The organism is Calidifontibacillus erzurumensis (assembly GCF_013303125.1).
GTDB lineage: Bacteria > Bacillota > Bacilli > Bacillales > Bacillaceae_J > Calidifontibacillus > Calidifontibacillus erzurumensis.
On record NZ_JABTTE010000002.1, the window covers coordinates 39,408 to 63,831 of the forward strand.

The 24,424-nt window shown below is 36.1% G+C and carries 28 protein-coding genes; 27 read left to right on the top strand and 1 reads right to left on the bottom strand.

Going from position 1 to position 24,424, the window contains the following annotated elements:
- Positions 1-78 precede the first annotated feature (78 nt).
- From HR057_RS02015 to paaX, 20 genes are all read left to right on the top strand, one after another.
- On the top strand, positions 79-876 hold the full coding sequence (locus HR057_RS02015; RefSeq protein ID WP_173729740.1) for an enoyl-CoA hydratase/isomerase family protein: 798 nt from the start codon (positions 79-81) through the stop codon (positions 874-876).
- A gap of 177 nt (positions 877-1,053) precedes the next feature.
- Positions 1,054-2,634 (top strand): benzoate-CoA ligase family protein, encoded by a 1,581-nt coding sequence (locus tag HR057_RS02020; protein ID WP_173729741.1) that lies wholly within the window; start codon positions 1,054-1,056, stop codon positions 2,632-2,634.
- Positions 2,635-2,880: 246 nt separating this feature from the next.
- Complete coding sequence (locus tag HR057_RS02025; protein WP_173729742.1) at positions 2,881-3,813, top strand: Phenylacetic acid catabolic protein; 933 nt, start codon at positions 2,881-2,883, stop codon at positions 3,811-3,813.
- Between the two features lie 2 nt (positions 3,814-3,815).
- Positions 3,816-4,145, top strand: a complete 330-nt coding sequence (locus tag HR057_RS02030) for a metal-sulfur cluster assembly factor (protein ID WP_173729743.1) — start codon at positions 3,816-3,818, stop codon at positions 4,143-4,145.
- Entirely contained in the window at positions 4,142-4,378 is a 237-nt protein-coding gene (locus HR057_RS02035) for a hypothetical protein (RefSeq protein WP_173729744.1), read from the top strand. The genes HR057_RS02030 and HR057_RS02035 overlap by 4 nt, the downstream gene beginning before the upstream one ends.
- Complete coding sequence (locus HR057_RS02040; protein ID WP_173729745.1) at positions 4,375-4,995, top strand: Phenylacetic acid catabolic protein; 621 nt, start codon at positions 4,375-4,377, stop codon at positions 4,993-4,995. Before HR057_RS02035 ends, HR057_RS02040 begins: the two co-directional genes overlap by 4 nt.
- A complete protein-coding gene (locus HR057_RS02045) occupies positions 4,988-5,188 on the top strand; it encodes a PaaD-like zinc ribbon domain-containing protein (RefSeq protein ID WP_173729746.1) in 201 nt (66 codons plus the stop codon). Before HR057_RS02040 ends, HR057_RS02045 begins: the two co-directional genes overlap by 8 nt.
- A gap of 373 nt (positions 5,189-5,561) precedes the next feature.
- Positions 5,562-6,887, top strand: coding sequence for a phenylacetate--CoA ligase PaaK (gene paaK / locus HR057_RS02050; protein WP_173729747.1), 1,326 nt, complete (start codon positions 5,562-5,564; stop codon positions 6,885-6,887).
- A 145-nt stretch (positions 6,888-7,032) separates the two neighbouring features.
- Complete coding sequence (gene paaA / locus HR057_RS02055; RefSeq protein WP_173729748.1) at positions 7,033-7,998, top strand: 1,2-phenylacetyl-CoA epoxidase subunit PaaA; 966 nt, start codon at positions 7,033-7,035, stop codon at positions 7,996-7,998.
- A 17-nt stretch (positions 7,999-8,015) separates the two neighbouring features.
- Entirely contained in the window at positions 8,016-8,372 is a 357-nt protein-coding gene (gene paaB, locus HR057_RS02060; protein ID WP_173729749.1) for a 1,2-phenylacetyl-CoA epoxidase subunit PaaB, read from the top strand.
- Positions 8,372-9,205 carry a 1,2-phenylacetyl-CoA epoxidase subunit PaaC gene (gene paaC, locus HR057_RS02065; protein ID WP_173729750.1) on the top strand — a complete coding sequence of 278 codons (834 nt, stop codon included), beginning with the start codon at positions 8,372-8,374 and terminating at the stop codon, positions 9,203-9,205. The genes paaB and paaC overlap by 1 nt, the downstream gene beginning before the upstream one ends.
- 120 nt (positions 9,206-9,325) lie before the next feature.
- Positions 9,326-9,817 carry a 1,2-phenylacetyl-CoA epoxidase subunit PaaD gene (paaD, locus tag HR057_RS02070; RefSeq protein WP_173729751.1) on the top strand — a complete coding sequence of 164 codons (492 nt, stop codon included), beginning with the start codon at positions 9,326-9,328 and terminating at the stop codon, positions 9,815-9,817.
- A 28-nt stretch (positions 9,818-9,845) separates the two neighbouring features.
- Entirely contained in the window at positions 9,846-10,154 is a 309-nt protein-coding gene (locus HR057_RS02075) for an EthD family reductase (RefSeq protein ID WP_173729752.1), read from the top strand.
- Positions 10,147-10,923 carry an enoyl-CoA hydratase/isomerase family protein gene (locus HR057_RS02080; protein ID WP_173729753.1) on the top strand — a complete coding sequence of 259 codons (777 nt, stop codon included), beginning with the start codon at positions 10,147-10,149 and terminating at the stop codon, positions 10,921-10,923. The genes HR057_RS02075 and HR057_RS02080 overlap by 8 nt, the downstream gene beginning before the upstream one ends.
- A gap of 11 nt (positions 10,924-10,934) precedes the next feature.
- Positions 10,935-11,708 carry an enoyl-CoA hydratase-related protein gene (locus HR057_RS02085; protein ID WP_173729754.1) on the top strand — a complete coding sequence of 258 codons (774 nt, stop codon included), beginning with the start codon at positions 10,935-10,937 and terminating at the stop codon, positions 11,706-11,708.
- 21 nt (positions 11,709-11,729) lie between these two features.
- On the top strand, positions 11,730-13,247 hold the full coding sequence (locus HR057_RS02090; protein WP_173729755.1) for an aldehyde dehydrogenase family protein: 1,518 nt from the start codon (positions 11,730-11,732) through the stop codon (positions 13,245-13,247).
- Between the two features lie 104 nt (positions 13,248-13,351).
- The gene (locus HR057_RS02095) at positions 13,352-14,212 is read left to right on the top strand and encodes a 3-hydroxyacyl-CoA dehydrogenase (protein ID WP_173729756.1); all 861 of its coding nucleotides are present in this window, start codon (positions 13,352-13,354) and stop codon (positions 14,210-14,212) included.
- Between the two features lie 16 nt (positions 14,213-14,228).
- On the top strand, positions 14,229-15,431 hold the full coding sequence (locus HR057_RS02100) for a thiolase family protein (RefSeq protein WP_173729757.1): 1,203 nt from the start codon (positions 14,229-14,231) through the stop codon (positions 15,429-15,431).
- 29 nt (positions 15,432-15,460) lie between these two features.
- Positions 15,461-16,237 carry an enoyl-CoA hydratase-related protein gene (locus tag HR057_RS02105; protein ID WP_173729758.1) on the top strand — a complete coding sequence of 259 codons (777 nt, stop codon included), beginning with the start codon at positions 15,461-15,463 and terminating at the stop codon, positions 16,235-16,237.
- 125 nt (positions 16,238-16,362) lie between these two features.
- Positions 16,363-17,226, top strand: coding sequence for a phenylacetic acid degradation operon negative regulatory protein PaaX (paaX, locus tag HR057_RS02110; protein ID WP_173729982.1), 864 nt, complete (start codon positions 16,363-16,365; stop codon positions 17,224-17,226).
- Between the two features lie 12 nt (positions 17,227-17,238).
- On the opposite strand, the gene HR057_RS02115 is transcribed toward paaX, so the two are convergent.
- Positions 17,239-17,772 (bottom strand): gamma carbonic anhydrase family protein, encoded by a 534-nt coding sequence (locus tag HR057_RS02115; protein ID WP_173729759.1) that lies wholly within the window; start codon positions 17,770-17,772, stop codon positions 17,239-17,241.
- A gap of 72 nt (positions 17,773-17,844) precedes the next feature.
- On the opposite strand from HR057_RS02115, the gene HR057_RS02120 reads away from it, so the two are divergent.
- The 7 genes from HR057_RS02120 to HR057_RS02150 all read left to right on the top strand — a co-directional run bounded on the left by HR057_RS02120 (position 17,845) and on the right by HR057_RS02150 (position 24,361).
- On the top strand, positions 17,845-18,804 hold the full coding sequence (locus HR057_RS02120; protein ID WP_173729760.1) for an NAD(P)H-dependent flavin oxidoreductase: 960 nt from the start codon (positions 17,845-17,847) through the stop codon (positions 18,802-18,804).
- A gap of 290 nt (positions 18,805-19,094) precedes the next feature.
- Positions 19,095-19,973, top strand: a complete 879-nt coding sequence (locus HR057_RS02125; protein WP_173729761.1) for a branched-chain amino acid ABC transporter permease — start codon at positions 19,095-19,097, stop codon at positions 19,971-19,973.
- Between the two features lies 1 nt (position 19,974).
- Entirely contained in the window at positions 19,975-20,985 is a 1,011-nt protein-coding gene (locus tag HR057_RS02130) for a branched-chain amino acid ABC transporter permease (RefSeq protein WP_230474324.1), read from the top strand.
- Between the two features lie 23 nt (positions 20,986-21,008).
- Positions 21,009-21,797: an ABC transporter ATP-binding protein gene (locus tag HR057_RS02135; protein WP_173729763.1), complete on the top strand. Its 789-nt coding sequence runs from the start codon at positions 21,009-21,011 to the stop codon at positions 21,795-21,797.
- Entirely contained in the window at positions 21,794-22,549 is a 756-nt protein-coding gene (locus HR057_RS02140) for an ABC transporter ATP-binding protein (RefSeq protein ID WP_173729764.1), read from the top strand. The genes HR057_RS02135 and HR057_RS02140 overlap by 4 nt, the downstream gene beginning before the upstream one ends.
- A 134-nt stretch (positions 22,550-22,683) precedes the next feature.
- Complete coding sequence (locus tag HR057_RS02145; protein ID WP_173729765.1) at positions 22,684-23,892, top strand: ABC transporter substrate-binding protein; 1,209 nt, start codon at positions 22,684-22,686, stop codon at positions 23,890-23,892.
- 64 nt (positions 23,893-23,956) lie between these two features.
- Positions 23,957-24,361, top strand: a complete 405-nt coding sequence (locus HR057_RS02150; RefSeq protein ID WP_173729766.1) for a PaaI family thioesterase — start codon at positions 23,957-23,959, stop codon at positions 24,359-24,361.
- Positions 24,362-24,424: the final 63 nt, after the last annotated feature.

Sequence of the window (24,424 nt, forward strand, 5' to 3'; positions counted from 1 at the left end):
TGCTATTAAACTACTATTTTGATAGTAGTTTTAATATAAAGTTTGAAAAATATGACGAAAATAAGAGGAGGAAGTTTTATGACTACTGCTAGCTTACAAACTAAAACATTAACAGTGAAAAAAGAGAATGGTATTGCGGAGGTGCATCTACACATTAATAAATCGAATGCTTATGATCTTGAATTTTATCGTGAACTTAACGCAGCTATCGATGACATCCGCTTTGACACCGACATTAAAGTTGTTGTTCTTATGAGTGATATGCCAGGATTTTTCAGTTCAGGTGCTAATATTGCATTTTTAAAAGCGGCAGATCCTCGTTTTAAAACACAATTTTGTTTATTCTGTAATGAAACATTAGATAAAATTGCCCGCTCACCGCAAATTTGGATTGCATGTCTTGAAGGACATACGGTTGGCGGCGGTTTAGAAATGGCGTTGGCATGTGACTTGCGCTTCATGGGCGATAAAGCAGGAAAAATCGGTTTGCCTGAAATTACATTAGGCGTACTCGCTGGTACAGGTGGTACACAACGACTAGCACGTCTAGTTGGCCATTCAAAAGCATTAGATCTAAATATTACTGGAGAACTATTAACACCGCAAGAAGCATTAGATATTCAATTAGTAGACCGGGTATTTCCACAGGAAGAAATTCGTGAAAAGACCCTGGAATATGCACGAAATATTGCTAGCAAAGCCACATATGCTGCATCTAATATTAAGCTATCAATTATGAACGGTAAAGAAATGCCTTTGAATGTTGCGATTCGCTATGAAGGAGAATTACAAAACTTATTGTTCCGTTCCAAAGATGCACAAGAAGGCTTAAGCGCATTTCTTGAAAAGCGCAAGCCAAATTGGATTGGCCAATAATTCGTCTATTAGATCATTGTTTTCCTTCCTAAAAAAAGAAATAGTAGCAATGCCAATAATTTATTATTGGTATTGCTATTTAAAAAAATATAAAATTCGACAATATTATTATACCATTTTTTCAAGTTTTGACAAATAATTCAGTCTTTTTACAAAATCTTGAAAAGGAGCGATAGTGTGAACCTCTTAACTAATTCACATGTTCGTGGAATCGCTAGTAAATATAATGCTGCTAGTTTTTTCATTGATAAGAAAATAGAGGACGGACTTGGGCAAGAAATTGCTATTTATTATAAAGATGAAAAAATTACTTATAAAAAATTGCAAGAGAAAATTAATCAGTTTGGAAATGTTTTACTAGCACTCAATGTCGAAATGGAGCAGCGGATTCTTATTGTTTGCTATGATACACCTGATTTCATTGCAGCATTTTTTGGTGCTATTAAAATTGGAGCAGTACCGATCCCTGTGAATACGAATATGCAACCACATGATTATGAGTATTTCTTGAATAATAGCCGATCAAAAGTATTAGTCATTCATCAAAATATTTGGAATCTAATTAAAGATCGTAGACAAAATTTTGTCTATTTAGAGCATGTCGTTGTGATTAGTGACGAGCCTGTTAATGAACCGGATACGAAGGATTTTTATAATTGGATGCAGCAGGCATCGACCGAACTGGACTGTGCACATACGAGTAGAGAAGATGCTGCTTTTTGGTTGTATAGTTCAGGCAGTACTGGCAGTCCGAAAGGCGTCATTCATTTGCAGCATGATATGCAATATGCATATGAAAATTACGCGAAGAATATTCTGAAAATTAACAAAAATGATATTACTTTCTCTGCTTCAAAACTATTTTTTGCCTATGGATTAGGCAATGGCATGTACTTTCCTTTAGGTGCAGGCGCTTCCACGGTACTAGTCCCTGAAAGGCCGACTCCAGAGGTTGTTTTTGAGACAATAGAAAAGTATAGGCCAACGATATTTTTTGGGGTTCCAACGCTCTATGGTGCAATGTTCAATTATTTAGAACAGACTGGTAAAAAATATGATTTATCATCTTTAAGAGTATGCGTTTCCGCAGGAGAAGCATTACCAGCAGCATATGTTACGAAATGGAAAAAGTTATTTAACTTAGATATTTTAGATGGAATTGGTTCGACAGAAGTTTTACATATTTATTTATCGAACCAAATTGGCAATGTACGGGAAGGAAGTTCAGGAAAAGTTGTTCCGGGTTATGAGGCAAAAATACTTGACGAAAACGGTTCCATTTTACCTGATAAAGAAATAGGTAATTTGTGGATAAAAGGAGATAGTATTGCGGATCGATATTGGAATCTGCACGAAGAAAATAAAAAGCGTTTTCATGGGGAGTGGTTTCATACTGGAGACCGGTATTATCGTGATGAGGACGGGTACTATTGGTATTGTGGGCGTGCAGACGATATGATGAAAATTGGCGGAATATGGGTATCCCCAATTGAAGTTGAATCTTCATTGTTGGAACATGAAAGCGTTTTAGAAACAGCTGTTGTTGGTGTTACAAATGAAGATGGTCTAGTGAAAACGAAAGCATTTGTCGTTTTAAAAGAAGGGTTTGAACCATCTCTACGTTTAGAAAACGAACTTAAAAATTTCGTAAAATCAAGATTAGCATCGTATAAGTATCCAAGAATAATTGAATTTGTAAAAGAGCTGCCTAAAACAGCTACAGGTAAAATTCAAAGATTTAAATTGAGGCAATTATAAGCTTCACTTTTTTTGTAAATAAATAATGAACGATGTAAGGCTTTCCCTTGATCTCCTTTGACTAAAGGGACAGCCCACTTTTTTACAATCTTTTAATATTATGTTTTTTAGACGAAAGTTAAAAAAATAAAATAAAAATTTTCAGAATATTATTGACAACAAACTTAAAATATTTTATATTATGAAATGTATACGAAAGTTAAAAAAACATAATAAAATAAAAATAATAAAAAAGAGGTGGATCAAATGACAAAACAAGAATTGCTCGAAAAGATCAAGAAAGGGTTTATTTTAGAAAAGAAGGAGGATATGAACGAAGAGTACTTTGAAGCTTTAAGACAAACGTTAACAATTGTTGCTGATACAGAACTGTTAAGTGTGCCGCCATTGTTAACGGTATATGACCAAGCTCCAAGTTTAAACTTGAAAATTACCGCATTAGCAGTCATGCAAGATGAAATTGGCCATGCTCATATCGCTTGGCGCTTATTGAAAGACTTAGGTGAGGATATTGAAAGCCTTATGTTTAAACGAGAACCTAACCGCTGGAAAAATCCATATGCATTCGATTTTAAATTAGATAATTGGATTGAATTAGGAGTATTTAATGCATTCTTCGATCGAGCCGGTTACACGCTTTTAGGAGATGCATACAAACATACAACTTATGGTCCTTGGAAACGCGCCCTTGTTAAAGTGGATAAGGAAGAATTATTCCATCTCCGCAACGGGGAAGTGATTATGCGAAATGCGATGAAAAATCCTGAAACAGCCAAACAAGTTCAAGAAGCAGTCGATTGGATGTTCTTAATGGCGCTAGAGTTCTTTGGTGTAGCTGACAATTTGAAAAGTAGATCTGCTCAATTGGAATACAAATTAAAAGGCAGCACAAATGATGAATTACGGCAAATTTGGTTATCAACGGCTGTTCCATTCTGTGAAAGCATCGGTGTAAAAGTACCGGCACATTATGATGAAAAGACAGGAAAATATGTATTGGATGTACCATTCCCATGCGAATTCGATGTAGAAAAGAAAAAATGGAATTTTGACAAACCAGATACTTGGGAAAATGTCGTTAAACGTTTTAAAGCACGTGGACCACAAAATAAAGAATTTGTAGAAAGAGTACAAAGAGGTTTTTACGAATTAGAAAATCTTCGTAAAGAGGTGGTATAACAATGGGTCAAACAATGACAGCAAATGAAGAAAAATATTGGAAAGCGCTTACGGAAGTGATGGATCCGGAATTTCCAGTGAGCGTTGTCGATATGGGCCTCATTTATGATATTAAAGAAAAAGATGGCGTTGTCGATGTGAAAATGACATTTACTGCTTCATCTTGCGGCTGTATGCAATTTATTGAGAGTGATGTTGAAGAACGTCTGTTGCAAGAAGAAGGCGTAAAAGAAGTGAATATCCAAATCGTTTGGGAACCAGCATGGACGGTAGACCGCTTAAGTGAAAAAGCAAGAGAACAATTAAAATATTGGGGTGTGAGCACAAAATGATAAAACATGAATATTACGTGTTTACGAGAATTAAACGTGGCGACGATCTAATGTTTATTGGTTCAGTTGATGCTGAAACTGATAATCTAGCAAAAATTTATGCAAACTTTATGTATGATGAAGAAGATTGGTATGAAATGTTTGTCGTTCGAAAAGATAATTTCTTAAATGTTCAACTTTCCGATGGTGTTATGAATTACAAAGAACGTGTACAAGGAGCTGAGTTAATATGAGTAAAAATGCTTTAATTCAAGTGATCGAGGGCATTGCTGATAATAAATATGTTTTAGGTGACCGCTTGGCACTAGTTGGATTTAGTGCACCGGATATAGAATCTTGCGTAGCCTCAATGGCAATGGCGCAAGGGGAACTGGGACATTCAAGAATTTTGTATCACTGGGTATTAGATATAAAAGGTCATAAAGGTAAAAAACCTGATATTTCTAATGAGACGGGCAAATCGTTTACAGAATTAAGAAAAATTGATGGTTGGGTTAAATTAATTGCTGGATTTTATGTGACAAATGTTGCGATGGATGTAATTTTAGATGCAATGATCGAATCGAATAATCCGGATGTAAGATCTAATATTAATAAATTGTATTTAGAACATAAAGAACATTGTATTTATTCTGAAGGCTGGGCTTTGAAACTATTGAATGATATTGGCGGTGTCCCAAGAAAATTCAAAGAAGAGCTAAATAAAATTTTACCGCAAGCAGAAGCGTGGCTGAAAGAGGTTGAAACTATTCAAGGGTTGGATGAATATATTGTTCAAAAAAATCTGCTTTCAAGATTTCAAGAACAAATTGCCAAAGTAACAGGTATTGGGGCGGTTACAAATGCGTAAAAAGAATGATAAGCCGTTTTGCGCTTTCTGTAATTCAGAAAATGTAGAACTCATTGCTCCGTTTGGAACTGCTCAATTAGTCAGACAATTCCATTGTAAAGACTGCCAAAGCGTGTTTGAATATCTTCGTTGGCGAACAGAGGATACATTTGAGCATGTAGAAAACTCAAAACAATATATTCGAAATGCTTAAAAGAAAGTGAGAGAGAAAAGTGGTTGGCTGACCGTTAATGGTCGGCTTTTTTTATGAAAAATGGTTTTTCAAACATTGCATATTTGCTAAAATAAAATTGTATATAAAACTTTAAAAAATAAAAAAATTCTGGAAAAAAATTGCACAATTTACAAACTTAAAAAAGTAAAATATCTAAAAAATCTGAAAAACCATTGACATTTAGATTAAAGAGATGTACATTTTAAATTAAACATAACAAAAAATATATAAACGTAAATTAAACGTCATATAAATAAATGTGACGCTTTATTTACGAACGAATTGTAAACGCTTTTTTGCATAATTTTTTAATAATTATGTTGTTTAATTAAAAATTTAAGGAGGAACTAGAATGATTTTACACTCTATTGAAACAGAAAATCGGCAGACTATTGAAAAACTTCAGCTTGAAAGATTAAAAAGCACGGTTGAACGCGTATATAATAACGTACCTTTTTATAGAGAAAAATTTAATGAAAGAAATATTACCCCAGATGAAATTAATAGTTTAGAAGATATTACAAAGCTGCCATTTACAAAGAAGCAAGATTTACGTGATAATTACCCATTTGGGTTGTTTGCAGTAGATAGAAAAGAAATCGTTCGCATTCATGGATCATCAGGTACAAGTGGAAAACCAACCGTCGTTGCATATACAAGAAACGATATTAAAAATTGGAGCGAAATTGTAGCAAGAGCAATCGTTATTGCCGGCGGAAAACCAGGGGAAATGCTACATAATGCCTATGGTTACGGCTTATTCACTGGTGGATTAGGTCTTCATTATGGCAGTGAATATTTAGGAATGTCAACTGTTCCAGTATCAGGTGGAAATACGGAACGACAAATCACATTAATTGAAGATTTCCAACCTACAGTTATTTGTGGTACACCATCTTATGTCCTAAATATCGCTGAGCATATGGAAGAAATCGGAAAAGATCCGCGGAAGACTAGCTTAAAATACGGCATTTTTGGAGCAGAGCCTTGGTCAGAGGAAATGAGAAGAACTTTGGAAGAAAAGTTTGATATTAAAGCCTGTGACATTTATGGATTAAGTGAAGTAATGGGGCCAGGCGTTTCAATGGAATGCCATATTGCACAAGATGGTCTCCATGTCGCTGAAGATCATTTCTATGTAGAAGTAATTAACCCGGAAACTCTTGAACCTGTAGCTGATGGAGAAGACGGAGAGCTTGTTTTCACTAGCTTAACAAAGGAAGCGTTCCCAGTCATCCGTTATCGCACTGGAGATATTGCTTCAATTACTAGAGAAAAATGTAAGTGCGGCCGTACAACGATTCGTATGTCTCGTGTTAAAGGACGCATTGACGATATGATTATTATCCGGGGTGTAAATGTATTCCCATCTGAAATTGAACATTATATGCTTACAGTTGAAGAATTAGCACCATTTTATCAAGTTCACCTTGTGAAAAAAGGAATCATGGATGCAATTGAATTAAATGTAGAAGTAACAGATTCTTTCTATAAACAAATACAAGGAAACATGAATAGTGCTCTAGTTCAACAACTGAAAAAGAAAGTTCAACATTTAATGAAAAACCACTGTCTTGTTTCAATGGATGTAACCGTTCACCCACCTAAATCAATTAAAAGATCGGAAGGAAAAGCTGTGCGGGTCGTAGATAAAAGAAAGGTAAGTATGAGCGTTTAATCAATATTTTTGTATTTTTTGTATTAATAATCTTAAAAATTTAATAAATAATCTTGCAATATATATGACAGAATATTATAATAGCGTTGTAAAAACGTCATACTAATATGCGTTTTAATAATTTCTAAAGGAAGGTGGAATTCGAATGGCTATGCAAGTAGCAAATTCATCAGAAGAGATCAAGTACCGGGAATTTATGAAAAAAATCGAATCTGGTGGAAAGATCGAAGCAGACGACTGGATGCCGGAAGAGTATCGCATGGCATTGATTAAATTGATTTCAATGCATGGAATCAGCGAAGTGATGGGAGCGCTACCAGAAAAAGAATGGACACCAAAGGCACCATCTCTCAGAAGAAAACTTGGAATTATGGCCAAGGTTCAAGATGAAATGGGACATGGACAACTATTGCTTCGGGTAGCAGAAGACTTAATTAAACCTTTAGGAAAAACACGGGAAGATTTAATTCAAGATTTGTTTAAAGGAGATTTAAAGTTTCATAACGTTTTCCATTGGAAAACTGAATCTTGGGCTGATGCAGGATTGATCGGATGGTTAGTTGATGGTGCTGCAATTATAACTCAAACAAATATGTTGGACTGTTCTTATGCACCATATGCAAGAGCTTTAAAGAGAATTGCTGCAGAGGAAGTATTCCACGCACAACATGGTGAAGCGATTGCAGTAGCATTAGCAAGAGGAACAAAAGAACAAAAAGAAATGCTTCAAGATGCCTTAAATCGCTGGTGGCCTGCATTAATGATGTTCTTTGGACCGCCAACAGCTGAAACAACTGGCTCTTCGAAGCAAGACATAACGATTAAATATAGAATTAGAAAAAATACAAACGAAGATTTAAGACAGTTCTATCTTACTAAATATGTTCCAAGAATTCAAGGGATCGGCTTAACGATTCCAGATGAGACACTCCGCTTTGATAAAGAAACAGGCAACTGGATCTATAAGCAGCCTGATTGGGAATATTTCAAAAAGATTATTCGTAACGATGGACCAATGTCACAAGAAAGACTTCGCATTAGAAAATTATCATATGAAAATAATGCTTGGGTTCGTGAAGCATTAGGATTAAATAGTGCAATCGTTGGTTAAGGGAGGGAAAAAGGTATATGGAACAAAAAAATAAAGTTCAATTTTATGAAGAATTTCAAGTGTTTAGCAGAAAGTCTCCGACGGCTCCAGTCCAAGAGCAATTTACATTGCTTGCTCCAAATCACGAAATCGCACTAGTGATGGCACAAGAAAACTTTATGCGACGTGAGGATGTTTATGATATATGGGTTGTCAAACGTTCTGACATTCGTTCTATGAATGCTGAAGAAAGAGAATCATTGAAACGGATTGATAATAAAGATTACAGAACGACGAAAGGTTACGGATATTTAGCTAGAATTTGGCGTGAAGTTGAACAAGGAATGTTGGACGAGGCAGAGATCTTGTCTTGGAGTAAGGGGCGTGTTAAATAATGAAAATTACTTCTGCACAAGAATTAAATGAATTAAAAAATGTTGAATACAAGAAAGCTTTAATAGATTTATTGTATCAGTTGGCAGATGATGATTTCATCATCTCATATAGAGGATCTGAATGGCTTGGATTAGTACCGCATATTGAAGAAGATGTTGCATATTCTTCAATTACGCAAAATACAATGGGACATGCAGCAATTTATTATCAATTATTAGAAGATCTTGGTGAAGGAAAAGCTGATGATATCGCTCATGGCCGTGCCAATACTTCTGATTGGAAAAATGCGATTTTATTAGAAGAAGTGAATGGTCCTGGAAATTGGCTATATCAAGATCCTAAATATGATTGGGCGTTTACTGTAGTCCGCAACTATTTCTATGAAGTTATGAAAAAGATTAAGATTGATTCATTGAAAAATAGTTCATATGAACCGCTTGCTCAAGTAGCTATTAAAGTACGCTCTGAGGCACTTTACCACTTAATGCATTGGAGAACATGGTTTAATCAATTGGTATGTGCTGAAGGTGAAGCAAGACGGAGAATGAAAGAAGCAATTGACAAAGCCTGGAAAGATGTTGCTGGATTATATTCACTTGGACCAAATCGCGATGCTATTGCGAAAGCTGGTTTAATTGAAAGTGAAGAAGTGTTGAAAGAGCGCTTTATTGCTGCTATAAAAGAAGCATTTGAAAAGCTTCCTTTGGAATTTCCGGGCGAACCGGGAATGGAGCGTGGAGATGGCAGAGCTGGCGTCCATACACCAGATTTAAAAGATGCGATTGATACGCTTTCTGAAGTATATAGACTAAATCCTGCTGTTCCTTGGTAAAATATTAATTTTCCTAATTTTCTAAATATGCTGCGGCATTTTCGATTTGACCATCAGCAAAAATACCGCAGCATATATATTTCAATTAAAAATTCACTGATAAGTGGTGGTGAAATGGGTATGACAATTTCTTTATTAGAAGAAAAGGTAGTTAAACAGTTGGAAACAGTGTTTGACCCTGAAATAGATACAGTGAACATTGTTGATTTAGGAATGGTAGGGGATATTTCTGTCTCTAATAACACTGTAACAGTCAATCTTCTTCCAACATTCCTAGGCTGTCCTGCCTTAGGGATTATTAAGGATAACGTAATAAAAGCTTTAAATGCAATTAGTGAAATTGAAAATGTTGAAGTTAACTATGTTAACAATCCTCCATGGACATCGGATCGAATTACAGAAAAAGGGAGAGAAGGCTTGAAACAATTTGGAATTGCACCACCTCCTGTTCAATTGGAAAGCGATGGATCTTGGCAAGTCGACTGTCCTTACTGTGGCTCACCGTATAATACACTTGAAAACATCTTCGGACCTTCCGCTTGCAGAAGTATTTTATACTGTAAAGATTGTAAAAACCCTTTCGAAGCAATGAAGCCGATTTCCACCCTATAATTAATTTTTAATGATCGGAGGTTAAAAAATGATAAAGTTTGTTGCTCTATACAAACATCCGGAAGATAAAGAAAAATTTGATGAACATTATTTTAACGTACACGCACCACTTACGAAAAAAATCCCAGGTCTATTAAAGATGGACGTAACAAAATTTGTAGGAAGCCCGATGGGGGGTGAAAGTGAATATTACTTAATGTGTGAAATGTACTATGAAAGTATGGAATCATTTAAAGAAGCCATGAAAACTGAGGAAGCAAAGGCAAGTGGAAAAGATTTAATGTCTTTTGCAAAAGATATCGTTACTTTAATGATTGGTGAGGAAAAGAATGAATAAGTACCAATATATAAAGGTAGAAAGTAGAGATTCGATTGGTTTTCTTGTTCTTAATCGTCCGAAAGTGCTCAACGCATTGAATCGAAAAATGGTTCGAGAAATTGTTGAAGCACTTGAAGCATTCGATCATGATGATTCAATAAAAGTAATTGTATTATCTGGTGAAGGCCGCGCTTTTGCAGCTGGAGCAGATATTGATGAAATGGCTGAAGATGATTCGATTCGTCTAGAATTACTGAACCAATTTGCAGATTGGGACCGTATTGCACTGATTAAAAAACCGATTATTGGAGCTGTTCATGGATTTGCTTTAGGCGGTGGATTTGAACTAGCTTTATGTTGTGATGTACTATTTGCCGCTGAAAATGCACAGTTTGGTTTTCCTGAGATCAATATCGGCGTTATGCCTGGAGCTGGGGGAACTCAGCGTTTAACAAAACTAATGGGAAAAACGAAAGCGTTGGAATGGCTATGGCTTGGGGAACCAATGTCAGCCAAAGAGGCGCTTCATTATGGAGTCGTAAATCGCTTAATTGCACCAGAGATATTAATGGAGGAAACTACACGCTTTGCACAAAAACTAGCGACGAAGCCCCCACTTTCTCTAAGGCTTATAAAAGAGGCTGTTTATAAAGCCGTCGATTATTCTTTATACGAAGGTATGCAATTTGAACGCAAGAATTTCTACTTGTTATTTTCTTCTTATGACCAAAAAGAAGGAATGAAAGCATTTATCGAAAAGAGAAAGCCGAAATTTGAAGGAAGGTAGGGAGGCAATTTATGTTTGAAACAATAAAATTCGAAGTAAAAAATGGTGTTGCTTGGTTAACACTAAATCGGCCTGATAAGCTAAACGCATTTACTGAACAAATGAATAAAGAAATTACTAATGCACTGAAAGAAGTTGCTAAAAATTCGGACATTCGTTGTTTAGTTATCACAGGTGAAGGCCGCGCCTTTTGTTCTGGTGAAGATCTTGGCAGCATCGGCGAAGAAACAAATCATGGAGAGATTCTTCGTAAACGCTATAATCCGATGGTCAAACAGCTGGCTACGCTTGAAAAACCGGTCATTGCTGCTATTAACGGAGTAGCTGCTGGAGCTGGAGTAAGCCTTGCGTTAGCTTGTGATTTTCGAATTGTTTCTGAAAAAGCTAGTTTTGTAGAAGCGTTTATTCATATAGGTTTAATACCAGATTCAGGAAATTTATATTATTTACCACGATTAGTTGGCCAAGCAAAAGCACTTGAGCTAGCAATATTAGGAGAAAAAATATCAGCTGAGGAAGCAAAATCAATTGGCTTGGCAACGAAAGTCGTACCTCATGATAATTTTCAAATGGAAGTTGCTAATTTTGCTGAAAGATTGGCTAGTATGCCAACGAAAGCAATTGGTTTAATAAAACGTTACTTGTATGAAAGCTGGAATTCAAGCTTAGAAGAAATGCTAGAAAAGGAAGCATATGGACAAAGAACTGCTGGTTTAACAGAGGATCATAAAGAAGGTGTAGCTGCTTTCTTAGAAAAGAGGAAACCAGTATTTAAAGGTTGTTAATTAATGAAAGGAGCGTCATAAATGTCTACAGTAAAAGCAGAAAAAATGGAAAAGTTAGAGATGAAACGCGAATATTATCAAATGATTATTAATGGTGAACGTGTAGATGCGTTATCGAAAGAAACGTTCACTACATATAACCCGGCTACAGGTGAACCGTTGGCAAAAGTTGCAAAGGCTTCTAAAGAAGATGTTGAGCGTGCAGTACAAGCAGCTCGTAATGCATTTGATAATGGACCATGGAGAAAGTTCCCAGTCAATAAACGTGCACGCGTTTTAAATAAAATCGCTTCAATTATGAGATCAAGATTTAATGAATTAGTTGAACTTGAAGTTTTAAACAGCGGAAAATCAATTTCAGCAGCTCAAGGTCAAGTAATGCAATCTATTGAAGATTTTGAGTTTTATGCGGGAGCGATTGTTGGCCATCGCGGGCAAGTAAACAATCTTCCTTATGGCTTTTTAAACTATACACAAAAAGAACCAGTTGGTGTTTGTGGACAAATTATTCCTTGGAATTATCCATTAATGATGGCTGCTTGGAAGATTGCACCAGCTATCGCAGCAGGGTGCTCTGTTGTTTTAAAACCTGCAAGTTTAACACCATTAACTGCGATTATTTTAACAGAAATTTGCCATGAAGCTGGAGTACCAGAAGGTGTTGTCAATATCGTAACTGGACCAGGTTCAAGTGTCGGTGACGCAATCGTAGAACACCCTGATGTCGATAAAGTTGCCTTCACGGGTTCTACACCAATCGGTAAGGATATTATGGAAAAAGCTTCGCAAACATTGAAGCGAATTACACTTGAATTAGGTGGAAAATCACCAAATATTATTTTTGAAGATGCTGATATCGAAGCGGCTGTTAACGGTTCTCTCTTTGGTATTTTCTACAATACAGGACAATCTTGTGAAGCTCGTTCACGTTTATATGTTCATGAAAATATTTATGACGAGTTCATGGAAAAATTTGTTGAAAAAACGAAAAAATTACGCCTTGGCGACCCGATGAATCCAGAAACGCAAGTAGGTGCAATCATTAGTAGAGGTCAATTAGAAGTTATTGATGGTTATGTAAAATCTGCAATCGAAGATGGTGCAACAATTCTTGCTGGTGGTCATGAAGTGAAAGTTGAGGGCTTTGAAAATGGATATTGGTATGCTCCGACAGTTATTGCTGATGTAAATCATGACATGAAGGTTGTAAGAGAAGAAATTTTTGGTCCTGTCGTTGTAGTGATGAAGTTCCGTGATGAAAAAGAAGTTATTAAACTAGCTAATGATACAGAATATGGGTTAGGCTCAGCAATTTGGACAAAAGATCAAGGTACTGCAACTCGCGTAGCTAATCAAATTCGAGCAGGTATTGTGATGGTTAACTGCCCATTCTCAGCATTCCCAGGAACTCCATTTGGCGGTTATAAGCAATCAGGATTTGGTCGTGAGCTTTGCATTGAAACGCTAGATTTGTATACAGAAACAAAGAGTATCGTATCTTATTATGGTAATAAGCCGTTAAATCCATTGGGTGTGTAATTCAAACAAGTCGGCAAATGCAAGAATTAAAAACGAGCACCGCCATTTTAAAAGCGGGCTCGTTCGTTTTTTCAATATTAAAAAGAGATATTGGAGGTTAGACGATGGTTAATCATATAGTCGTTATAGGTTCAGGTACGATGGGAAGGGGAATTGCTTATGTTTCGGCAGTAGGCGGCTTTCAAGTTAAGCTTGTCGATGTGAAACTTGAAGCGTTACAATCTGCTGAAAAAGAAATAAATACAATTTTTGAAAAAGGAATTGAACGTGGAAAACTGACGTTAGAACAAGCTGAGGATGCTAAGAAGCGGCTAACATATGAAACTAGTTTAGAAGATGCTGTTAAACAAGCTGATTTAGTCATTGAAGCTGTACCGGAAATTCATGAAATAAAGAAAAATGTATTTGAAACTATTGATGCCCATGCCCCAGAGCATTGTTATTTCGCAACGAATACATCAACGATGAGTCCTACAGAAATAGGGTCTTTTACAAAGCGCCCTGAAAAAGTGATTGCAATGCATTTCTTTAATCCTGTTCATAAAATACCGTTAGTTGAAATTATTCGCGGTCTAGAAACAGCAGATGAGACAGCGGAAATTGCGAAAAATGTGGCTGAAAAAATGGGTAAAGAAACAGTTGTTGTGAACGAATTTCCTGGATTCGTTACAAGCAGGATCAGCACTTTAATTGGAAATGAAGCATTTTATATGCTTCAAGAAGGTGTAGGAACTCCTGAAGAAATAGATAAAGCGATTAAACTAGGTTTGAATTTTCCAATGGGACCTTTCGAGCTTGTCGATCTTGTCGGTTTAGACGCTCGTTTAAATAATTTAAGATATTTGCATGAAAAATTGGGAGAAAAGTATCGTCCTGCACCACTATTAGAGATGTATGTTAAAGCTGGCCGCTTAGGTAAAAAAGTGGGAAAAGGCGTTTATGACTATACAAATAAAGAAAAATAAGAGAGGAGCTTACTCGATGACTGAAGTAGTAATCGTTGATGCTATTAGGACCCCAATCGGAAAATATAAAGGGGCATTAAAATCGGTGCGCCCGGATGATTTGGCAGCTATTGTGATTAAAAAAATTATTGAAAGAAATCCGAATGTTCCGGTAGAACAAATTGAAGAAGTTGTGTTAGGAAATGCGAATCAGGCGGGAGAAGATAACCGTAACGTGGCAAGAATGGCAGCATTGTTAGCTGGACTCCCTATTGAAGTTGGGGGAACGACTATTAATCGTTTATGCGGTTCAGGATTAGATGCTGTTAATTATGCTGCCCGGGCTATTTTAGCTGGAGAAGGAGATATTTTTATTGCTGGCGGGACAGAAAGCATGACAAGGGCTCCATTTGTTATGGCAAAACCTGAAATGGATTACCCTCGTGGAGATATACAAATGTTTGATACGACCATTGGCTGGCGCTTTACGAACCCTAAACTACACGAAATGTATGGCTCAGATACAATGCCACGGACAGCAGAAAATGTTGCCCAGCGATTTAATATTTCAAGGGAAGCTCAAGATCAATTTGCTTATGAAAGCCAGATGAAAGCTAAAAGAGCGATGGAAGAAAACCGATTTGCTGAAGAAATCGTCCCAGTTGTCATTAAAGATCGTAAAGGAAATGAAACGATCGTTGATAAAGATGAACATCCAAGACCAGATACTACGCTTGAAAAGCTTGCCAAATTGAAGCCGCTGTTTGAAAACGGTACAGTTACTGCCGGAAATGCTTCCGGAGTGAATGATGGTGCGTCTGTTCTTTTATTAATGTCAGCTAAAAAAGCTAAAGAGCTGGGCGTAAAGCCACTAGTCAAATATAAAGTTTCAGCGATTGCAGGCTTGGAACCAGCAATTATGGGATTAGGACCAATTTACGCAACAAGAAAAGCATTATCAAGAGCAGGATTAACAATTAATGATATCGGTTTAGTTGAGCTAAATGAGGCATTTGCTTCCCAATCGCTTGAGTGTATTAAACAACTTGAATTGAACAAAGAAATTGTGAATGTTAATGGTGGTGCCATTGCATTTGGTCATCCACTTGGAGCGAGTGGTGCTAGAATATTAACAACTCTCATTTATGAAATGAAAAAACGAAATGTACAATACGGTCTTGCCACCATGTGTATTGGTGTTGGGCAAGGGATTGCAACGATCGTTGAAAATGTTGAATAAAGAATTATAGATAAAAAGGGGAACTTTTGATGGAAAAGGTTATCTATGAAGTGAAAAACAATATTGGTTATGTTACGATTAACCGCCCGGATGTGTTAAATTGTTTTGACTATGAAACATTAACGATGCTCGGGAATATTGTTGAAGAAATACGTACAAATAAAGATATAAGAGTTGTTATATTCACAGGATCTGGAGAAAAAGCGTTTAGTGCAGGAGCCGATTTAAAAGAACGAAAAACATTAACAGAATCAGAAGTTCGTAGAAATGTAAATAAAATTCGAAACGTATTTAATGATGTTGCTACACTTCCGCAGCCGACTATTGCTGCAATCAATGGCCACGCTTTTGGAGGCGGATTTGAACTAGCTTTGGCATGCGATTTTCGGATCGCTGTAAAAGGAGCTTTAATGGGTTTAACTGAATTAAAGTGGGCCATTATTCCAGGTGCCGGTGGAACCCAGCGCCTTCCGAGATTAATTGGTGAAATGAAAGCAAAGGAGCTCATTTTGACTGCCAAAAAAGTGACAGCAGATGAGGCGTATTCGCTTGGCATATTAACAAAAGTGACTGAGCGTGAAACTTTAATGGATGAATGTTTGACACTTGCAGAAGCCATGATGGAAAATGGTCCGATAGCATTGCAACAGGCAAAATATGCAATCAATTATGGAATGGGTGTCGATTTACAAACAGGTCTTGCAATTGAAGCGAAAGCTTATGAGATTACAATCCCTACGAAAGATAGAGTCGAGGCATTGAATGCATTTAACGAAAAAAGACCGCCAGTATTTATTGGACAATGAATTTTTGAAATAAATGTAAATAAATTTGCTTAATATATTTGCTATCAATCTTATTGTATATTAATATATAGGAGATGAATAAATATAAAGGATGAATTTAAGTGACTCATATAAATACTCGCTCGATGATTTTTACACTATACGGAGATTATATAAGCCACTATGGCAATGAAATTTGGATTGGAAGCTTAATACGTTTGTTGGAAGAGTTCGGTCATAATGATCAATCTGTTAGAGCTGCAATTTCAAGAATGTCTAAACAAGGTTGGGTTACATCAACTAAGAAAGGAAATAAAAGTTATTATTCTCTTACGAAGATGGGTGTGGCCCGTATTGAAGAAGCCGCAAAGCGGATTTTTAAATTAAAACCAGAAAAATGGGATGGGTATTGGAGAACTTTAACATATACAATCCCGGAAGATAAACGCAGTATTCGTGACGAATTCCGCCAAGAATTAGTATGGAGCGGCTTTGGAATGCTTTTAAATGGTTGTTGGATCTCCCCGAACAACTTAGAAAATGAGATAAAAATATTAATTGAAAAGTATCAAATAGAGCCGTATGTACATTTTTTTGTTTCAGAATATAAGGGCCCGGCAACGAATGAATCGTTAGTTAGAACATGCTGGGACATTGATAATATAAATGCAAAATATGAAGAGTTTATTAATGAATACAGTAAAAAATACGTGATTGATAAAAATAAAATTGAAAGTGGAGAAATGACGGATGCTGCTTGTTTTGTTGAAAGAACAAAACTAGTTCATGAATACCGCAAATTTTTATTCATAGATCCAGGTCTTCCGGAAGAATTGTTGCCAAGCAAATGGCTAGGAGGACATGCTGCATCTCTATTTTCTGACTATTATAAAACTTTGGCCGAACCTGCCAACCGATTTTTTGAAAGTGTATTTGAAAAAGACAATGAAATTAATAAAAAAGATAGTGATTATGAAGTATTAAACCATCCATACATGATAAATAAATGAAAAAGAGACCGATTATTCGGTCTCTTTTTGAAAATTCTTGAATTGCTCTTTATATTCTTTTCCTTTTTGAACATACGTTTCAACCGATAGTTTTAAAAGTTCATAGTCTTTTTCTGTTAATTCTCTCACAACTTTTCCTGGTGCACCTACGACTAAAGAGCGTGGAGGTATTTTCTTTCCGGAAGGGATTAACGTATTTGCTCCAATAATCGTATATTCGCCAATTTCAGCACCATCTAATATGGTAGATCCCATACCGATCAGTGCGCCTTTTCTTACCGTACAGCCGTGTAAGATGACATTATGTCCAACTGTAACATCATCTTCAACGACGAGAGGAAATTGTTCGTATAGATGGCATGTAGTATTGTCTTGAATACTGCATCTTTCACCAATGAAAATTGGTGCTTCATCGCCTCTTAGTACAGCGTTAAACCAGATGCTTGATTCTTTTCCAACTGTTACGTCTCCTATGACTCTAGCACCTGGTGCGATGAAAACACTTTCATCAATTTTCGGCATTTTATTTTTATATGGATAAAGCATAACCAAGCCCCCTAAATATAGTAATTAATTTACAAAATTTATTATAACATTTTTTATACGGAGGAGTAAAAAGTGAATCAATTATGTGAAATTTTTGGAATTAAATATCCGATTTTCCAAGGAGGGATGGGGAATATTAGCAATGCGAATTTGACTGCAGCTGTATCCGAAGCAGGTGGACTTGGGACGATCGGTGCAGGCACAATGACGCCAGAGGAATTAGAACAAATTATTTTGCAAACAAAAGGAAAGACAGAAAAACCGTTTGCAGTAAATATTGCTTTAACCGTATCACCTTATGTTGATGAAATTATTAATCTGCTCATAAAACATAATATACCTGTTGTTTCTCTATCAGCTGGAGACCCAACTCTATATATAAAACGTTTCCATGACGCTAATATGAAAGTGGTTAGTGTTGTAGGTTCAGTTAGACATGCCCAGAAAGCAGAAGCTGCGGGAGTAGATGCGATTGTTGCAGAAGGTTATGAAGCAGCAGGTATAAATTCGAATTATGAAAGCACTACGTTAACATTGATTCCTCAAATTGTTGATAAAGTAAAAATTCCTGTCGTTGCAGCTGGAGGGATTGGAGACGGTAGGGGACTTGCCGCTGTTATGATGTTAGGTGCCAGCGGAGCTCAAATTGGTACACGTCTCATCGCTACGCAAGAAGCTCCTTTTAGCGAAAAATATAAAGAAAAACTTTTATCTGCAACTGATACAGACACTGTCATCGTTGGACGTAAAGTAAATAGAGTGCGTCGAGTTTTAAAAACGCCATACGCAAAAAAACTACTAGAATTAGAGAATAGTAACGATTTTTCACTAGATAAGTTTTCTGAATTAACGAGTGAAAAATATCATAAAATTGGTGCTATAGAAGGGAATTTTGAGGAAGGTTTTATTAATGGTGGACAAATTTCCGGAATGATTAATGACGTTCCTACTGTAAAGGAATTATTGGATCGAATGGTTAAAGAAATGTATGAAGCAATTGGAACTGCAAACGATTTATTAAACAATAAATAATATTACGTGTAACAAACGTAATGCATAAAAACGTTATATTAGTATTTGATAAATTGGAAAATAAGAGGTTTTTGGTAGTATAGGTTCCGCCTGTACTGCTTTTTTTAAACGTTATTAATTCGGTAGTTTCCACATGCAACCAAAAAATAAACAAAAAAATATAATAAGTTTAAAAAATATTTAAAATTTTATTGACAGTTAATATATGAAAGCGGTATCATTCTAGATGTATCATCACAAAAAATAAACGTGAAAAAAACGTCATACAATTTCAGTTAGGAGGGATACGATTGGGTGAGTTGCTGCAATTTTTGATAACGGGTTTAACGATTGGAAGTATTTATGCAATCGTTGCTTTAGGTTTCGTCACAGTTTATAGTGTTACAAAAGTGATAAACTTAGCCCAAGGTGAATTTGTGATGTTAGGCGGCATGACGATGTTTACGTTACTTTCTTTCGGGGTGCCATATTTTATATCTTTTATAATTACTATAATAATAGTTGTTATACTAGGATATTTGTTAGAATTAACAATTATTAGAAGAGCGCGGAAAGCTGACGCGCTAAGCTTGATCATATTAACGATCGGTGCTTCCATTTTTGTTCGTGGTATAGCAAGTATCATTTGGGGAAAAAATCCTGTTAAAATTGAACCATTTACAAATAATGATCCTATAAACATTTTAGGTGCATCCATTACTCCACAAAGTATTTGGGTTATGATCATCTTACTCATTTCTGTAATCATCCTATATTTCCTAATGGAAAAAACGATAGTAGGAAAAGCTTTTCGTGCTTGTTCCGCAAACCCAATGGCAGCTCGTTTGATGAGCATTAGTCCTGCTAAAATGTCATCCTTCTCATTCGTTCTCAGTGCAGCTTTAGGAGCATTAGCGGGTCTCGCAATTTCCCCGATTCTATTCCCAGCTTATGACATGGGATCAATGCTAGGAATTAAAGGATTTTCAGCAAGTATTCTTGGTGGATTAGGAAGTGCTCCTGGTGCAGTTATTGGCGGTTTGATTCTCGGTTTAATAGAGTCGCTTGGAGCAGGATATATAAGCTCGGGAATGAAAGATGCCATCGTATTCGGTGTTATACTAATTATTTTATTAATTAGACCTTATGGAATTTTAGGAGAAAAAAATGTTGGTAAAGGAGGGCTCTAATTTGAAGGGTCTTCAAAAATCTAGCTGGGCAGGCTTACTACTTTTTGCCTTACTTGTTATCATTTTTCCGTTCATTATTACTGAATCATTTTATATAACGAAAGCCACTTATGCAGGTATTTATACGATTGTTGCCGTTAGTTTAGGTCTTTTAATGGGATTTGCCGGTCAAATATCATTGGGGCACGCTGCATTTTACGGAGTAGGTGCTTATACTACAGCGGTATTAACTACAACTTACGATTTTAATCCATGGATCAGCTTAATATTTTCTTTATTGCTTCCAGGGATCGTCGCTTACATCATCGGTTTTACGATGTCTAGATTAAGTGGTTATTATTTAGCAATGGCTACTCTCGCTTTTGGAATTATCGTTCATGTATTGTTAGTTGAATGGAAATCGGTTACAAAAGGTGCTTCGGGTTTATATGGAATACCTAAAATACAGCTTTTCGGATATACCTTAACACAAGGGATCGCTTATTACTATTTTGCTTGGGCATTTGCACTAATCATTATCATTATTTCATTGAATATCATTAATTCAAGAATAGGCCGGGCTCTTCGCTCTATTCATGGCAGTGAAGTTGCAGCAAGTGCGATGGGCGTTGATGCAGGGAAATATAAAATGCAAGTGTTTATATTAGGTGCTATGTTTACCGGACTAGCTGGTTGGTTAATGGCACATATGAGTTATAGCATTTCACCTACATCTTTTACGCTGGAAACATCAATCGTATTTTTGGCTATGGTTGTATTAGGAGGAAGCATCAGCGTTTGGGGAGCAGTTATTGGCGCCTTGCTTATAACGTTAATTGGAATAATCGTTAAATTATTAGGAGAGCACATTTCATTTATTACAAGTGATTTTGAGCATGTACTCTACGGATTAATCTTAATGTTAGTTGTTATCTTCCTTCCAAAGGGATTATTCCCATCATTGATGGACCTCTTGCAAAAAAAGCTTGTGAATTCTAAGAAAATGAAAGTCTCTGAAGATGTTCAAATGTAATAAAAGGGGGGAAAGAAAAAAGAATGAATAACTTACTAGAAGTACAAAACTTAACAAAGAGTTTTGGGGGAGTTGTTGCAAACAGCGACATATCCTTTACGATTGAAGAAGGATTAATTGTTGGATTAATCGGCCCTAATGGTGCTGGGAAAAGTACTTTGTTTAATATGGTTTCTGCTGTTTTTCCACCAACTGCTGGAGTAATAAAATATAAAGGTCAAAGGATCGATCATCTTCCATCTTTTAAGATATGTGAGCTAGGAATTTCACGAACATTCCAAAATTTGCAAATCTTCAAAAATATGACTGTATTAGAAAATGTAATGGTTGGACACCATTCGAGAACGAAATCAGGGATGATCAGTGCTGCTTTACGTTTGCCACGTTCTCGAAAGGAAGAACAAATTATTTATAATGCTGCAATGGAGCAAATTAAATTCGTCGGTCTTGAAGACGTTTGTGATGTAAATGCAGGAAGTTTGCCATTAGGAAAACTCAGGTTATTGGAGCTTGCGAGAGCACTCGCAACAGAACCTCAACTATTGCTTTTAGATGAAATTGCTGCTGGATTAAACCATCAGGAAACAAAAGAGATGAGCGATTTGATAAAACAAATTCGGGATAAAGGAATTTCTGTTTTTGTCGTTGAACATGACATGGATTTAGTGATGGGAATTTGTGATAAAATCATCGTTCTTGACCAAGGTGTAAAAATAGCGGAAGGAACACCTAAAGAAATTCAAAATAATGAAAAAGTAATCACTGCATATCTTGGCGAAGAATTCGCAGAAAAGATGGAGGTGACAGGATGAATAAAATAGCAGATTTAAATAATAGAATTCTTGAAGTTAAGAATTTGAATTTTAGCTATGGTCCTATTAAAGCATTAAATAACTTGTCCTTTCATGTAAATAAAGGAGAAATTGTTGCGTTATTAGGTGCAAACGGTGCAGGAAAAACGACATTATTGAAAACAATTTCCGGTTTGCAAAATGCTCAATCAGGCACTATTTACTATAAAGGTGAAGATATTACTAAACTGCCTGCTGAACAGATTGTTAAACGTCAACTTATTCACGTTCCTGAGCACCGTCAAATATTTTCTACGCTTAGTGTGATTGATAATTTGCATTTAGGTGCTTATCACCATTATTCGAAAACGAAAAGAAAAAACGTTGTTAAGGAAATAGAGCAGCTGTTTGAAATCTTTCCTATCTTGAAAGAAAGACAAAACCAGCTAGCTGGAACGTTATCAGGTGGTCAACAGCAAATGTTGGCAATTGCTAGGGCCATTATGGCAAAGCCGGATTTACTCTTATTAGATGAACCATCTTTAGGTCTGGCTCCGATCATTGTGAAAGAAGTATTAGATTTAGTAAAAAGGTTGCGAGATCATTATCAAACTACAGTTTTATTAATTGAGCAAAACGTATTTGCTTCATTGAAAATATCCGATCGTGCTTATGTTATGCAGCACGGAACAATCATAAATGAAGGCTATGCACAAGATATTTTGCGAGATGAAAATATTAAAGAGGCGTTTTTAGGTCATGCAGTAGGCTAGAAGTTTAGTAAATGAAATGAACTAAGGTTTTGAGTTAAAGAGTTTTTTGGAATATAAATTTTCTTTCTATTACAAATATTCCGAAAGACGATTTAACTAAAATAAATAATTTTCTATTATTTGGGGGGTAAATTATGAAAAAATTGTTGAATGTAGGAATTATTTTCTTGCTGGTTAGCATGATTCTTACTGCCTGTGGCGGTGGCAACCAGCAATCAGGAAACAGTTCTGATAATGAAAGCAAAGGGGAAGAAACGAAAGCGCCTGAAGTTTATAAAATTGGCGCCATTTATTCAAAAACAGGTCCTGCAAGTCCTCTAGGGGAGCCAGAATGGAATGCAACATTGCTGCTTGAAGAGCAAATTAATGCCAATGGTGGAATTAATGGTGTACCAGTAAAAGTGATTCTTGCTGATGATGAATCAAAGCAAGAAAAGGCGATTGAAGAAATGAACCGATTAATTCATGACGAAAAAGTTAGTATTATTCTAGGTACTTCCACAACTGGTCCAAGCCTAGCAATGAAAGGTTTGGCAATGGAAAATCAAGTACCAATGATTTCAGCAGCTGCGGCAACATCGATTGTTGAGCCAGTAGAAGAATCAACATGGGTGTTTAAGACGCCGCACTCCGATCTCCATGCAGTTACAAAGCTTTATGAACATTTTAAAGAAGTAGGAATTAAGAAAATTGCAACTTTAACAGACTCCAATGCTTATGGAGCTGCAGGATTAGAAGTTTTAAAACAACATGCTGGTGAGTATGGAATTGAAATTGTAACTAGTGAGTCATACAATACGACTGACGCTGATATGAGTACACAATTAACAAAAATCAATAACTCTGGTGCTGAAGCACTTGTAGTTTGGGGTACTAACCCAGGACCTGCTATTATAGCTAAAAATATGAAAGAATTAGGCATGAAGATGCCTCATTACAGCAGCCATGGTGTTGCAAATAATACATTTATTGAACTTGCCGAAGGTGCTGCTGAAGGCGTTATCATTCCGACTGGAAAACTTTTATTCCCATCACAAATTGAAGAGAGCGATCCTCAATACGAAGTTATTAAAAACTTCTATGATGCCTACCAAGCAAAATTTGGTGGAGAGCCTACACAATTTGGTTCTTATGGATATGACAATATGCTCTTAGCAGTGGAAGCGCTTAAAGCGGTTGGAGGAGACCGTGCTGCCATCAGAGATTATTTAGAGAACAACATTAAAAACTTTGTAGGTGCTACTGGTACATTTAACTTTAGCGATAAAGACCATAACGGCCTTCAAGCAGACAGCATGGTTTTAGCTGAAGTGAAAGATGGCAAATGGGTACTTAAAAAGTAAAAAAAAAGGGCTGTTTATGACAGCCCTTTCATATCTTATATAAATATTAACGTGAGGTGTGCAAATGATCGATACAAAGATATTGGATCGAGTGACGAATGATCCGTATGCAAAATTTTTAGGAATTAAAGTTGAAGAAGTGAAAGAAGGATATGCGAAAGCATCAATCGTTATAACAGAAGATTTGCTTAATATTCATCAAACCGTTAATGGTGGAGTCATCTTTTCATTAGCAGATGTTGTTTTTGCAATTGCAAGTAACACATATGATCAAACGGCTGTTGGAATTAATGTAAATATTAATTATATGTCAGCAGCATTCTTGAATGATAAATTAACAGCTGTTGCAAAAGAAGTCCATAAAAATCCAAGATTAGGATTTTACCATATGGAAGTAAAAAATGAAAAAAATGAATTAATTGCAACAGCAGAAGGGATGGTTTATCGGAAAAAGAAAAACAGCCAGTAATTAATGTCTTCCATTCTTCTTGATTTCTTGAAGTCTTCTTTTTGAGGAAACCAATGATAAATA